At 68.6% G+C, this 12,686-nt stretch carries 13 protein-coding genes and 1 tRNA gene; 10 read left to right on the top strand and 4 right to left on the bottom strand.

Going from position 1 to position 12,686, the window contains the following annotated elements; all coding sequences use genetic code 11:
* Nucleotides 1-157: 157 nt before the first annotated feature.
* Nucleotides 158-2,689 (top strand): penicillin acylase family protein, encoded by a 2,532-nt coding sequence (locus ACGFIF_RS31425; protein WP_393159520.1) that lies wholly within the window; start codon nt 158-160, stop codon nt 2,687-2,689.
* Between the two features lie 45 nt (nt 2,690-2,734).
* Here ACGFIF_RS31425 and ACGFIF_RS31430 read toward each other — a convergent pair whose 3' ends face one another.
* Genes ACGFIF_RS31430 through ACGFIF_RS31440 form a run of 3 tightly spaced genes read right to left on the bottom strand, consistent with a single transcriptional unit; the run spans nt 2,735 to nt 5,266 of the window.
* Nucleotides 2,735-3,799, bottom strand: coding sequence for a serine hydrolase domain-containing protein (locus ACGFIF_RS31430; protein WP_393159521.1), 1,065 nt, complete (start codon nt 3,797-3,799; stop codon nt 2,735-2,737).
* Nucleotides 3,799-4,707 (bottom strand): aminoglycoside phosphotransferase family protein, encoded by a 909-nt coding sequence (locus ACGFIF_RS31435; RefSeq protein WP_393159523.1) that lies wholly within the window; start codon nt 4,705-4,707, stop codon nt 3,799-3,801. Before ACGFIF_RS31435 ends, ACGFIF_RS31430 begins: the two co-directional genes overlap by 1 nt.
* A complete protein-coding gene (locus ACGFIF_RS31440) occupies nt 4,700-5,266 on the bottom strand; it encodes a 5-formyltetrahydrofolate cyclo-ligase (RefSeq protein ID WP_393159524.1) in 567 nt (188 codons plus the stop codon). The genes ACGFIF_RS31435 and ACGFIF_RS31440 overlap by 8 nt, the downstream gene beginning before the upstream one ends.
* A gap of 66 nt (nt 5,267-5,332) precedes the next feature.
* On the opposite strand from ACGFIF_RS31440, the gene ACGFIF_RS31445 reads away from it, so the two are divergent.
* From ACGFIF_RS31445 to ACGFIF_RS31480, 8 genes are all read left to right on the top strand, one after another.
* The gene (locus ACGFIF_RS31445) at nt 5,333-6,721 is read left to right on the top strand and encodes a UTP--glucose-1-phosphate uridylyltransferase (protein WP_393159526.1); all 1,389 of its coding nucleotides are present in this window, start codon (nt 5,333-5,335) and stop codon (nt 6,719-6,721) included.
* Nucleotides 6,722-6,742: 21 nt separating this feature from the next.
* Nucleotides 6,743-7,213: a GNAT family N-acetyltransferase gene (locus ACGFIF_RS31450; RefSeq protein ID WP_393159528.1), complete on the top strand. Its 471-nt coding sequence runs from the start codon at nt 6,743-6,745 to the stop codon at nt 7,211-7,213.
* Nucleotides 7,214-7,247: 34 nt separating this feature from the next.
* Nucleotides 7,248-8,474 (top strand): gephyrin-like molybdotransferase Glp, encoded by a 1,227-nt coding sequence (gene glp / locus ACGFIF_RS31455; protein WP_393159529.1) that lies wholly within the window; start codon nt 7,248-7,250, stop codon nt 8,472-8,474.
* On the top strand, nt 8,471-8,950 hold the full coding sequence (moaC, locus tag ACGFIF_RS31460) for a cyclic pyranopterin monophosphate synthase MoaC (RefSeq protein WP_393159531.1): 480 nt from the start codon (nt 8,471-8,473) through the stop codon (nt 8,948-8,950). Before glp ends, moaC begins: the two co-directional genes overlap by 4 nt.
* On the top strand, nt 8,947-9,435 hold the full coding sequence (locus tag ACGFIF_RS31465) for a molybdenum cofactor biosynthesis protein B (RefSeq protein ID WP_393159533.1): 489 nt from the start codon (nt 8,947-8,949) through the stop codon (nt 9,433-9,435). Before moaC ends, ACGFIF_RS31465 begins: the two co-directional genes overlap by 4 nt.
* Entirely contained in the window at nt 9,435-10,052 is a 618-nt protein-coding gene (locus ACGFIF_RS31470; RefSeq protein WP_393159535.1) for a GNAT family N-acetyltransferase, read from the top strand. The genes ACGFIF_RS31465 and ACGFIF_RS31470 overlap by 1 nt, the downstream gene beginning before the upstream one ends.
* Nucleotides 10,053-10,150: 98 nt before the next feature.
* The gene (locus ACGFIF_RS31475; RefSeq protein WP_393159537.1) at nt 10,151-10,984 is read left to right on the top strand and encodes a hypothetical protein; all 834 of its coding nucleotides are present in this window, start codon (nt 10,151-10,153) and stop codon (nt 10,982-10,984) included.
* 83 nt (nt 10,985-11,067) lie between these two features.
* Nucleotides 11,068-11,140 (top strand) — tRNA-Ala (locus tag ACGFIF_RS31480).
* Nucleotides 11,141-11,267: 127 nt separating this feature from the next.
* Here the strand turns inward: ACGFIF_RS31480 and ACGFIF_RS31485 are convergent.
* Nucleotides 11,268-11,957, bottom strand: a complete 690-nt coding sequence (locus ACGFIF_RS31485) for a hypothetical protein (protein WP_393159540.1) — start codon at nt 11,955-11,957, stop codon at nt 11,268-11,270.
* Between the two features lie 292 nt (nt 11,958-12,249).
* Between ACGFIF_RS31485 and ACGFIF_RS31490 the strand changes: the two genes are divergently transcribed.
* Complete coding sequence (locus tag ACGFIF_RS31490) at nt 12,250-12,654, top strand: Fur family transcriptional regulator (protein ID WP_393159731.1); 405 nt, start codon at nt 12,250-12,252, stop codon at nt 12,652-12,654.
* Nucleotides 12,655-12,686: the final 32 nt, after the last annotated feature.

The following is a 12,686-nucleotide window of genomic DNA, read 5'->3' on the forward strand; positions in this document are numbered from 1 at the left end:
TACTACTCGACTGCTAATAATGCTCCAGCAAGCCGAACTATTCCAACTCGGGCGTGGGATACCTCAACTCAGCGTGGTTGTCCACCGGACGCAGAGCAACGCAAAGTTGTGCGGTACCCCATTTGGGGCGGGGCCCGGCATTCTCTACGGTTGGTCCGTGCGTCGCCTGCTACGAGTCGTCATCATCAGCGGAATCGCCCTCGCCACGGTCCTCGTGGTGATCGCGGGAACCGTCGTTTTCGTCGTCCGCCACTCCTTCCCGACGTATGACGGAACGATCGAGCTGACCGGTCTCGACGCCGACGTCGAGGTCGTCCGGGACGCCAACGGCATCCCGCAGATCTACGCGGACAGCCCGAGTGACCTGTTCGCCGCACAGGGGTATGTGCACGCGCAGGACCGCTTCTTCGAGATGGACTTCCGCCGCCACGTCACCGCCGGCCGGCTGTCGGAGCTCTTCGGCTCCGACGCGCTGGAGACGGACAAGTTCGTCCGCACGCTCGGCTGGCGCAAGGTCGCGGAGAAGGAGCTCGGCCTGCTCAGCCCGTCCACCCGGCAGTACCTGGACGACTACGCCCGCGGCGTCAACTCGTACCTGGACACGCACAGCGGCTCCGGTCTCAGCCTCGAGTACGCCGTCCTGTCGCTGAAGGGCACCGACTACCGCCCGGAGCCGTGGACCGCGGCCGACTCGCTGGCCTGGTTGAAGGCGATGGCGTGGGACCTCGGCGGCAACATGGACGAGGAGATCACCCGGACGAAGCTGCTGGCGACGTACACGGCGCGCAACATCGAGAGTCTCTACCCGCCGTACCCGTACGACCGGAACGAGCCGATCATGTCCACCGGCGCGGTCGGCAGCGACGGCAAGTTCACCACCGCGCCGCTCGCCTCGGAGGCCCGCCGCGGGATGCTGACCAAGGACCTGCTCAAGTCGCTGGACACGGTCGACAAGGTGGCCAAGGGCCTCCCGCAGCTCCTCGGCCGCGGTGACGGCATCGGCTCGAACTCGTGGGTCGTCTCCGGCGACCACACCACCACCGGCAAGCCGCTGCTGGCCAACGACCCGCACCTCGGTGCGACCATGCCGGGGATCTGGACCCAGGTCGGTCTGCACTGCAACAACGTCGGCCAGGCCTGTCCGTACGACGTCTCGGGCTTCAGCTTCTCGGGATTGCCCGGGGTGGTGATCGGCCACAACAACGCGATCTCCTGGGGCTTCACGAATCTCGACCCGGACGTCACCGACCTCTACCTCGAGCGCGTCGACGGCAACAACGTGCTCTACAACAACAAGTGGCGGGCGATGGCGACCCGCGAGGAGACGTTCAAGGTCGCCGGCCAGGACGAGCCGGTGAAGATCACCGTCCGCGAGACCCGGCACGGTCCGCTCATCTCCGACGTCGGCGAGGACCAGCGCGAGACCGGCGAGACGGCCGCCAAACAGGGCAAGTACCCGACCGCGTACGGCGTCGCGATCCAGTGGACCGCCCTGAACCCGGGCCGCACCGCCGACGCCCTGTTCGCGATGAACCGGGCCCAGAACTGGACCCAGTTCCGCGCCGCCGCCCAGCTGTTCCAGGTCCCTTCGCAGAACCTGGTGTACGCCGACACCGAAGGCCACATCGGCTACCAGGCCCCCGGTCTGATCCCGATCCGGAAGACCGGCCGGGGCGACTGGCCGGTGCCGGGCTGGGACCCGAAGTACCACTGGACCGGGTACATCCCGTTCGCTGCGCTGCCCACCGAGTTCGATCCCGCGGACGGGATCATCGTGACCGCGAACCAGGCGGTGGTACCGCGGACGTACACGTACTACCTGACCAACGACTGGGACTACGGCTACCGCTCGCAGCAGATCCTCGACCGGATCAAGGCCGCCGGGAAGCTGGACGCGAACGCGATGGCGTCGATCCAGCTGGACACCAAGAACCGCGCTGCCGAGATGCTGGTGCCGTACCTGCTCCAGATCGGCATCGACGACGACTTCCAGCGTCAAGGGCAGGACACACTGCGGGACTGGGACTTCACCCAGCCGCCCGACTCCGCGGCGGCGGCGTACTTCAACGTCGTCTGGCGCAACCTGCTCGCGCTGACCTTCCATGACCAGCTCCCGGAGGGCACCTGGCCGGACGGCGGCTCCCGCTGGTTCGAGGTGATCCACACGCTGCTCGCCCAGCCGAACAGCGGCTGGTGGGACGACCTGCGAACGCCGCAGCACGAGAGCCGCGACGACATCCTGCGTGAGGCGTTGGTCGACGCGCGGCAGGAGATCACCCAGAAGATGGCTCGCGAGCCGTCCAACTGGGAGTGGGGCCGGTTGCACAAGCTCACGCTGACCAACCAGACGCTCGGCAAGTCGGGGATCGGCATGGTCGACAGGATGTTCAACCGCGGCCCGTACGAGCTGGGCGGCGGCTCCTCGATCGTCGACGCGACCGCTTGGGACGCGTCGGAGGGCTACACGGTGACCGCGACGCCGTCGATGCGGATGGTCGTGGACCTGTCCGACTTCGACAAGTCCCGGTGGATCAACCTGACCGGTGTGTCCGGGCACGCGTTCTCGTCCCACTACACCGACCAGACCGATCTGTGGGTGCGTGGCGAGACCCTGCCCTGGGCCTACACCAAGGGCGCCGTCGAGGCGGCCCGCGAGCACACCGTCACGTTCACGAAGCCGGAGTCCTAAGCGAATCCGGGACCCTGAGCCCAGAGCCCTAAGCCCAGGGCGACGTCACCAGGCCGGAGCGCTGGCCTCCGCGAACAGCTCTTCCGGCCAGGTCCACAGCGCCCGCTGGGTCAGCAGGATCGAGATCGTCTGGTCGGCCGGATCGGTCGACCAGAGGGTGCCGAGCCCACCGGCCCAGCCGTAGCGATCGCTGCTGACCGACAGGCCGTAGCCCCACCCGGTCTCCGGTCCGAGGAAGTCGGCGGCCGCCGTACGCTGCGCAGCCGTCAGGTGGTCCGTCGTCATCTCCGCGACCGCGGCCGGCGACAGGATGCCGTCCCCACCGGCCTGCAGCATCCGGGCGAAGGCGTGGAAGTCATCTGCCGTCGAGATCAGCCCACCACTCGCGTCCGGGAACGACGGGGGCTCCAGCCACTGGCTGTCCGCTGCCACGTCGAACACATCGTCACCGACGTACGCCGTGGTCAGCCGCGCAGGGTCCGACGCGGTGAACCCGGTGTCACGCATGCCGAGCGGCTCGAAGAACCGCTCCTGCAGGAAGACCTCCAGCGGCTGCCCAGTGGCTCGGGCGATCAGTACGCCGAGCACGTGCGAGCCGGTCGAGTACATCCACCGCTCACCCGGCTGGTACTGCAGCGGCAGCGTTCCGAACCGTCGCATCCACTCGTCCGGCTCGAGCGGAGTCCGCGGTACCGGCGGCCCGAACGTCCGTAGCTCCAACTCCTCCTCCCGCTGCCGGATCTCCGGGTGGTCGGACTCGCCCAGCCCCAGCCGGAACGTCAGCAGGTCCCGCAGCGTGATCGGCCGGTGCGCCGGAACGGTGTCCTCCAATGGTCCGTCCGGCTGACGCAGTACGACGGGATGCGCCAGCTCAGGGAGCAGATTGCCGACCGGCGCGTCCATCGACAACCGGAGCTCGTCCACGAGGACCATCGCCGCGGCCGCGACGATCGGCTTGGTGAACGACGCGACCCGGAACAGGCTGTCCCGCTGCATCGGCGGACCACCGAAGGCGGCATCACCGAGTACTTCGACCCGTGTCTCGCCCTCGTGGCTCACCAAGGAGACCAATCCGGGCAGGTCCCCGCTTTCGACGTACGAGCTCAGCATCAGCCCAGTCCACCAGCGAACGGGGTGTCCCGCCACTGCCCGACGAACATGCGGATGCCGTCAGCCAGTGAGGGCAGTCGCGGCACCAGCGGGGTGCACACCATGACCTGCAGCACGCGGGCGGTGTCCATCACCCGCTGGACCCGCTCATCCAGCACCGGCCGTCCCAGAGCCGTCGCTGCCTCGTTGTAGACCTTCCCGAGGTCCGGACCGAAGCCGGCCATGTCCCACTCGAGCGGACCGAGCGTGGTGTCCTCGAAATCGGACCACAGCACGGCGTCCGCGGTCGGGATCACGTTGTACGACGGAGCGTCGCCATGGATCGTCTGGATCGTCGCCGACGGGAAGACCGCCTCGAATTCGGCCCGACTGGTCAGCAGCGGCCCAAGCACGTCCCACTCGGCCCGTGCGCGGTCCACGTCCTCCTGCTCGAGCAGACCCGGCACAGCCGCCAAATCCGCAAGTGCTGGCGGCACAGCGAGCAGCGGCGTCATCCACGGCAGCTCGTGCGGGTACTCCGCGAGTACGGCGTGCAGCTCGGCGGCCCTCGCCGTACCTGCGACGAAGTCGAGCTCCACGGACCTGTCCTGCTCCACGAACTGCCAGAACGTCATGGAGAACCCGTCCTGCTGCACAGGCTTCAGCGGTACCAGTGGACTCGGTGCGGCAACCGGCTTGCCCTGCTCCGCCAGCCACGCGGCCACATCCAGTTCGCGCTGCTGCCGTCGTACGGCGACCTCTGGCTCCATCAGGTGATCCGGCAGGGTGATGGGGACCCGCGCGACCACGGGCGACGGCTTGAGGTGCACCACTACGGAGAACGCGTCGTACAGCACAGTGGGGTCGGTGACAGTCAGGCCCAGGCCTCGTGCGGCCGTTGCGGCGGCTTGTACCGCGTTCTCAGTCATCCACCGATCTTCTCAACGGGATCAACCGAATTGGTGTCAGCGCCGCGTGCACCCGTTGGTCGTGATCGTCCACCGGAAGCGCTTCGACGACCTCTGAGTCGTACACCGCGGCCCAGATCGGCGTACCAGGCCTGACCCGGGCGAGTGCCCGGTCGTAAGAGCCGCCACCGCGTCCCAGGCGTGCACCGTCGCGGGCGACCCCCACAGCCGGGCAGATGACCAGATCGGCGGTGGCGATGGCGTCCGGGCCCAGGTCGACCGGCGGCTCGGACATGCCCCGCCGGCCGGGGACCAGGTCGGCGGCACCCGGTGCAACACCCCAGCCGAGGTCGTTGTCGGCGTACAGGATCGGCAGCAGCACCTCACGGTCGGTTGCCAGCAGCCAGTCGATCAGCGCCCCGGTCTGCGGCTCCGCACCCATCGAAACGTACAGAGCGATCCGCCGCGCCTCCTGCACCGCAGGCTGCGCTTGAGCGACCCCGAGGAGGTCACCCGCGTGAGGCCGACTTCTGCGGGCACTGAGCAAGTACTGTCGCGCCGCGACCTTGGACGGGAACACTCCCTGATCGTAAGCGGCGTGACGCGGATAACACGGTGATTACCCGGCGTCCCCTAGGGTTGTGACATGAGTGAGGCAGGTCTTCGACAAGCGCAGGACAAGATGCGCGCGGCCGGCGCTGCCGACGTCGCCATCCGGGTCTTCACGCACTACTACCGGCTGCTCGAGTCGGGTCAGCAGGGCACGATCCGCGAGGACGACATCGAGCCGGTGGGGGAGCTGCCACACCTGGACCACCTCGACACCGACGCCGAGGCGATGCGCGCCGCGCTGGCCGAGACGGTGGTGATCAAGCTCAACGGCGGTCTCGGCACGTCGATGGGCGTGACCGGGCCGAAGTCCGCCCTTCCGGTCAAGGACGGGCTGAGCTTCCTCGACATCATCGCCCGCCAGATCCTCAGTACCCGCAGGGAGTACGACGTACCGCTGCCGCTGGTGCTGATGAACTCCTTCCGGACCAAGGAGGAGTCGCTGCAGATCCTGAGCGAGTACGACGGCCTCGCGGTCGACGGCATCCCGCTCGACTTCCTGCAGAACATGGAGCCCAAGCTGCTCGCCGACGACCTGACGCCGGCCGAGTGGCCGCCGGACCCGGAGCTGGCCTGGTGCCCGCCCGGTCACGGCGACCTGTTCACCGCGTTGGTTGCCTCCGGCACCCTCGATGCGCTGCGGGAGCGCGGTTTCCGGCACGCGTTCATCTCCAACGCGGACAACCTCGGCGCCACCCCGGACCCCCGGATCGCGGCCTGGATGGCCGAGCACGACGTACCGTTCGGGATGGAGGTCTGCCGGCGGACCCGGTCCGACCGCAAGGGCGGGCACGTCGCGATGCGCAAGTCCGACGGCCGGCTGATCCTGCGGGACAGCGCTCAGGTCGCGGACGAGGACACCAAGCACTTCCAGGACATCACCCGGCACAGAACGTTCAACACGAACAACCTGTGGATCGACCTGGACCGGCTGGCCGAGCTGATGGACGGGCACGACGGCGTCCTCGGGCTGCCGATCATCGTGAACCGCAAGACCGTCGACCCGGCCGACCCGTCGTCGCCGAAGGTGATCCAGCTGGAGACCGGGATGGGGACGGCGATCGAGACCTTCGAGGGATCGCAGGCGGTGCTGGTGGACCGCAGCCGGTTCAAGCCGGTGAAGACGACGAACGACCTGCTGGTACTGCGCTCCGACGTGTACGAGCTGACCGAGGCCGGCGATCTGACCACGACCCACGAGGGCGACGAGCCGTACGTCGACCTGGATCCGGAGTACTTCAAGATCCTGGCCGACTTCGAGGCGCGGTTCCCGGCCGGGCCGCCGTCGCTGGTCCGCGCGGACCGGCTCGAGGTGCGCGGTGACGTTGCCTTCGGCAAGGATGTGACAGTGGTCGGCGAGGTCGAGATCGCGGCCGCGGACGGCGAGCGGCGCGAGATCCCGGACGGCACCGAGCTCGGCGGCTGACTGCGCACCCTGGGGGAATCGATGGACGAGCTGTTGATCCGGCCGCTGGAGCCGTACGACACCGATGAGGCGGCCCGGCTGTGGTGGCGGTCGCGGCATGCCAGTCCCGACCTGTTGCCGGCCGCGATCCACACCTTCGAGGAGGTCGCGACGTGGTTCGCCGACGTACTCCTGCCCGACGCCCAGACCTGGGTGGCGCTCGACGACGGCCGGATCGTCGCGGTCCTGACCCTCGACGGTGACGACCTCGACCAGCTGTACGTCGACCCGGACGCGGCCGGCCAGGGTGTCGGGTCGACCTTGGTGGACCTGGCGAAGGACCTCCGCCCGGGCGGCCTGGCCCTGTGGACCTTCCAGACCAACCTCCGGGCCCAGTCCTTCTACAAGCGCCACGGCTTCACCGAAGTACGCCGTACCGACGGAGCCACCAACGAGGAGAAGTCCCCCGACATCCGCATGACCTGGGGCAACCACCCCGAATCCACCGGCTGAGGCCGGACGCGCGACCTTGGATTAGGGTCGGGGCGTGAGACGGAGTGTGGATGAGCATCTGGAAGTAGTGCTGGGGAGGGTGCAGGCGCTACCGGCGTTCGAGCAGCCGTTGATGGAGGCTGTCGGGCTGGTGCTCTGCGAGGACGTCGTCTCGGGGCTGAGTCTGCCGGGGTTCGACAACTCGGCGATGGACGGGTACGCCGTCCAGGCCGCCGATCTGGCCGGGGCGTCGCAGGACAACCCGGTCACCCTGCCCGTGGTCGGTGAGATCGCGGCCGGGCGGGTCGAGCACATCGTGGTGACGCCGGGGACCTGTGTACGCATCATGACCGGCGCGCCGATGCCACGGGGCGCGGACAGCGTCGTACCGGTGGAGTGGACCGACGGCGGTACGGCGAATGTGCGGATCGCCCAGCAGCCCGCGCTGGGAGCGTCGGTGCGGCGCGCCGGTGAGGACGTGCAGGCGGGGGAGAAGGTCCTGGACCGGGACACCGTGCTTGGTCCGCGGCAGATCGCCGTACTCGCTGCCGTCGGCCGGGCCCGGGTGAAGGCGCGCCCGCGACCCCGCGTGGTCGTGGTGTCGACCGGAGCCGAGCTGCGTGAGCCGGGGAGCCGGCTGGGCGAGGGGCAGATCTACGACTCGAACAGCTACACGCTGGCCGCCGCCGCGCGTGACGCCGGGGCCGTGGTGTACCGCGTCGGCATCGTCGGCGACGACCCGAAGCGGATCATGGACACGCTGTCGGACCAGCTCGTCCGCGCCGACCTGGTGATCACCACCGGCGGCGTGAGCATGGGGGCGTACGACGTGGTCAAGGAGGAGCTGTCGAAGCTCGGTACGGTCGACTTCCCCCAGGTCGCGATGCAACCGGGCAAGCCGCAGGGCTTCGGCGTACTCGGTGAGGACGAGACGCCGATCTTCACGCTGCCCGGGAACCCGGTGTCGGCGTACGTGTCCTTCGAGGTGTTCGTCCGGCCGGCCCTGCGCAAGCTGATGGGCCAGATGCCGTACCGCCGGCAGCCGGTCCGCGGCGTCTCACTGGACAGCTTCAGCTCGCCGGCGGGGAAGCGCCAGTTCGTCCGCGCCGCGGCCACGTCCGGCGACGAGGGCTGGATGGCCAGTACAGTCGGCGGGCACGGCTCACACCTGCTCGGCGGGCTGAGCCGCTCGAACGCGCTGATCGTGGTGCCCGAGGACGCGACCTCGGTCCGGGCCGGCGATCAGGTGGAGCTGTTGCTGCTGGACGAGGAGACCGGATGACGCAGGACCCGGGGCTGACCCACGTCGACGAGACCGGGGCCGCACGGATGGTGGACGTGTCGGCCAAGGAATCGGGCGCGCGGCGAGCTGTTGCCAGCGGCAAGGTTCTGGTCTCGGCCGAGGTGGTCAAGGCGTTGCGCGGCGACGGCGTACCCAAGGGTGACGCGCTCGGTGTCGCCCGGATCGCCGGCATCATGGGCGCCAAGCGGACGCCCGACCTGATCCCGCTCTGCCACCCGATCGCGATCACCGGCGCGAAGGTCGACCTCGAGGTCGCGGACGACGCCGTACTCATCACCGCCCAGGTCAAGACCACCGACCGTACCGGCGTCGAGATGGAGGCGCTCACAGCAGTCGCGGTCGCCGGTCTCGCGGTGATCGACATGGTGAAGGCGATCGACCCGGCCGCGGTGCTGTCCGACGTCCGGGTGGAGCTGAAAGAGGGCGGCAAGACCGGGCATTGGGAGCGGCCGTGAGAGCTCTGGTCGTCAGCGTCTCCAACCGAGCCGCTGCCGGGGTCTACACCGACACCACCGGTCCGCTGATCTTCGAGCGTCTCAGCGAGTGGGGCTTCGAGGTGTCCGGCCCGCAGGTCGTCCCCGACGGCGCTGCGGTCGGCTCGGCGTTGAGTGCCGGCGTCGAGGCGTCGTACGACGTGATCCTGACGACCGGGGGCACCGGCATCTCGCCGACGGACGAGACGCCCGAGCAGACGGCTGCTGTGCTCGACCAGATCATCCCCGGTATCGCTGAAGCAATCAGGGCGTATGGGGTGGCGAACGGCGTACCCACCGCTGCTCTTTCCCGCGGGCTTGCCGGTGTGGCAGGTACGACGATCATCGTGAACCTGCCGGGTTCGCGCGGCGGGGTCAAAGACGGGCTGGCCGTGCTGCAGCCGCTGCTGCGGCACGCGGTCGAGCAGGTTCGCGGCGGTGACCACGTCCGGACGGACCACGACTGATGGCGATCGTCCACTGGCCCGTCGAACTCCGGCACGGGCAGGTCGCACTCCGGCCGCTCCGCGCAGGTGACGGTGCCGAGTGGGCGGCCGCGCGGCAGCGGAACGTGAGTTGGCTGCGGCCGTGGGACGCGACCCAACCGCCCGGCGCGGAGGACGGTGCGCGGACGTTCCGCGCGATGGCACGCGACTGGAACCGCCAAGCGCGGTACGGCCGGATGCTGCCGTTCGTCATCACGTACGGCGGTGCCGCCGGACTCGGCTCGCGATCGAAATGGCCGCTTGTCGGGCAGTTGACCGTGTCCGGGATCACCTACGGTTCCGCGCGCTGGGCCAACCTCGGCTACTGGGTCGACGAGCAGTACGCCGGCCGCGGCATCGTGCCGACCGCGGTCGCGATGGCCGCCGACCACTGCTGGTTCACGCTCGGCCTGCACCGGATCGAAGTGGCGATCCGCCCCGAGAACAAGGCGAGTCTGCGAGTCGTCGAGAAACTCGGCTTCCGGTACGAAGGCGAGCGGCCGCGGTTCCTGCACATCGACGGTGATTGGCGCGACCATCGGATCTTCGCTCTCAACGTGGAGGAAGTCGGGCCCGGTCTCGTAGCGCGACTGGTTTGATCACACAGCGTCGCTATTCACATCAGTCACACGAGTCTTCTTGCGACACACCGACAGACATGCCTCATCTGGCCCTCGCTGGGTCTTAGCGTCGTCGCATGGGGACGACAGGGCTGATCTATGTGGCGATCGTCGCCGCGTGGGCCGCCTACCTCGTCCCGATGCTGCTGAAGCGCAACGACGAGGCACGGCGCACGCCGGTGGCGTCGGCTGACGCGCGCGTGCTCGCCCGGCAAGGCGATCCGCAGTCGCGGTCGCGGTACGTCGTACGCCCTGCTGCTGGTGCTGGTCCTTCGGTTGGTGGTGCTTCGGCCGCGGTGGACGAGGCGACGCAGGCCGATGACCTGCCGCCGCCCGCGCCGCGGTACGTCCCCAACCGCGCCCGCCGGGTGGCCGCCATGCGCCGCCGGCGGGTCCTGTCGCTCCTGACCCTTTCGCTGTTGTCGGTGACCGCACTGGCCGGTCTCGGGATGCTGCTGTGGTGGACGGTGGCGATCCCGGGTTCGCTGATCGTCGCGTTCGTCGTACTGACCCGGGTCCAGCTTCGGCGTCAGGCCCGCGAGCGTGCCCGGGTCGCCGCCGAGCGACGTGCCCGCGCCCAGGCCCGGCACGACCGCGGCCCGGCCGGCAAGCCCGCCCCGACTCCGTCTCCCGACGAGGAGATGACCATCGAGGTCCGGCTCCCCGCCGAACCGGCCCCGGTCGAGAAGCCGCGGACCGACGGCCTGTGGGACCCGGTCCCGGTCACGCTGCCGACGTACGTCATGAAGGAAAAGGCCCCGGACCGTACCGTCCGCACCATCTCCCTCTCCGACCACGAGGTCTTCTCCTCAGCCCGTACGACGGACCCCGCCGAGGCACCGCCGGTCGTCGAATCGCCGGCCCCCACGACGGTGGAGGAACCGGAGATCAAGCGCGCCGTCGGCGACTGAAACCCGCTCGACATCCCGGTTTCAGTCCGAGACGATGTGCGTGTTAGAGTTTCGCGGTCGCCAGGGAAACCAGGTGATCGCTCGGGGCTGTGGCGCAGTTGGTAGCGCGCTTCGTTCGCAACGAAGAGGCCAGGGGTTCGAATCCCCTCAGCTCCACCCGAGGTGAAGAGGCCGGTCCGATGGACCGGCCTTTGTCATTCCCCACGCAGCCGCTACGCACGCAGCTCGCTGCGACCGCCTCGCGACGCATCTCAGGACGTTCGACCGCGGCCTCACCGTCTCGCTATGTGTTGCTGGCCTGTGTCGCCGGGGCGGAGCCGTTCGGGGTCGGAGCGGTTGGCGAATGCCAACTGTTGGTGGGGACGATGGCCACGAAGTTCTGGGCGAGGACGGGTGCGTCCTGGCCGACGTCGGCGACCACACCGCCGTTCTGCAGCCTGAAGCCGATGACTGGTAGCCACTCGTCGTTGTCTGTCCTCAGCATGTAGTCCGGTTGGGGCGCCGGCGCCGTCGGGACGGGGCGGCCGAACTGTGAACTGGACAGGATGGCTGTGGTCACCGCGGCGCGCGCCTCGAACTGTGCCGCGGAGGCCGTAGAACGTGCGTTGACATCTGCTCGCACCATGATGGCGATGGCGATCGCCACGGCTGACGCCAGCAAAGACGCCGACACCGTGAAGGCTGCCCGCTGTACGACGTTGGCGTCGTCTGGGCCGACGCCGAAACCCATCAAGCCGGTCACGATCGCGCTGCCGCCGCCGATGGCAGCCACGATCGACGGCCAGACCTTTCCCAAACTCGTGGCGCCGGCTGTGATGACCTGCAGGCTGGCAGGAGTACCGAACAGGTTGGCAACGTCGGACTTCTTCTCCAGCAGCCGCAGATCGCGGAGGAATTGCTGGACCGGACCGCTCAGGTCATCGCCGTCCGCATTGACCGCCTTGCCCGGCCATTGCACTTTGTCGTTGGACATCTGATCCCCCTGTCCCGCCATGGTCCCCCCATGGATCTCAAGGTGAGGGTGACAGTCTGTAGCCGTGTCGTCTAGTGCAGTGGAGTGTTCAGGTCAGATCGTTACGTTGAGCGATGATTCGCCGCACCGAACGCTTTTCACGGCCGCAGCAGGCGCGAGCACGCGACGCAGGAGTGGGCGTAGCCGGCGCGTGGGGAAACACCCCGACTCGTGTCACGGAAGCTAATCTTGACTGGTTCCAGAAAAGGGTGGCAGACTTCGGGGCGTGCCGACGGTTGACGAGCTCCAGGGGTTGTTGCGGGGGGCTGCGTTGCGGGTGACACGGCCGCGGTTGGCGGTGTTGGGGGCTGTGTACGGCAACCCGCATGCGGATACGGACTCGATTATCGGTGCCGTGCGCAACGAAATCCCCGAGGTTTCGCATCAGGCGGTGTACGACTCCCTGCACACGTTGACGGCGGCGGGGCTGGTGCGGCGGATTCAGCCGCACGGTCTGGTGGCCCGGTACGAGTCGCGGGTCGGGGACAACCATCATCACGTCGTCTGCCGGTCGTGCGGTGTCATCGCCGATGTCGACTGTGCTGTCGGTCATGCGCCCTGCCTGACCGCGTCCGATGACCACGGGTTCGTGATCGACGAGGCCGAGGTCATCTACTGGGGCCTGTGCTCCGACTGCTCCACCGCACGCAGTACCTGACTTCCACGCAGTACCTGACTTCCTTGAAACGT

Source organism: Kribbella sp. NPDC049174, assembly GCF_043197365.1.
In the GTDB taxonomy this organism is placed as follows: Bacteria; Actinomycetota; Actinomycetes; order Propionibacteriales; family Kribbellaceae; genus Kribbella.

What these genes read in the sequence shown, in the direction of transcription:
- ACGFIF_RS31450 (WP_393159528.1), top strand. Translation starts at nt 6,743, where the DNA reads ATGGACGAGCTGTTGATCCGGCCGCTGGAGCCGTACGACACCGATGAG.
- ACGFIF_RS31445 (WP_393159526.1), top strand. Translation starts at nt 5,333, where the DNA reads ATGAGTGAGGCAGGTCTTCGACAAGCGCAGGACAAGATGCGCGCGGCC.
- ACGFIF_RS31475 (WP_393159537.1), top strand. Translation starts at nt 10,151, where the DNA reads ATGGGGACGACAGGGCTGATCTATGTGGCGATCGTCGCCGCGTGGGCC.
- ACGFIF_RS31435 (WP_393159523.1), bottom strand. Translation starts at nt 4,707, where the DNA reads ATGACTGAGAACGCGGTACAAGCCGCCGCAACGGCCGCACGAGGCCTG.
- ACGFIF_RS31470 (WP_393159535.1), top strand. Translation starts at nt 9,435, where the DNA reads ATGGCGATCGTCCACTGGCCCGTCGAACTCCGGCACGGGCAGGTCGCA.
- moaC (WP_393159531.1), top strand. Translation starts at nt 8,471, where the DNA reads ATGACGCAGGACCCGGGGCTGACCCACGTCGACGAGACCGGGGCCGCA.
- ACGFIF_RS31430 (WP_393159521.1), bottom strand. Translation starts at nt 3,799, where the DNA reads ATGCTGAGCTCGTACGTCGAAAGCGGGGACCTGCCCGGATTGGTCTCC.
- ACGFIF_RS31485 (WP_393159540.1), bottom strand. Translation starts at nt 11,957, where the DNA reads ATGTCCAACGACAAAGTGCAATGGCCGGGCAAGGCGGTCAATGCGGAC.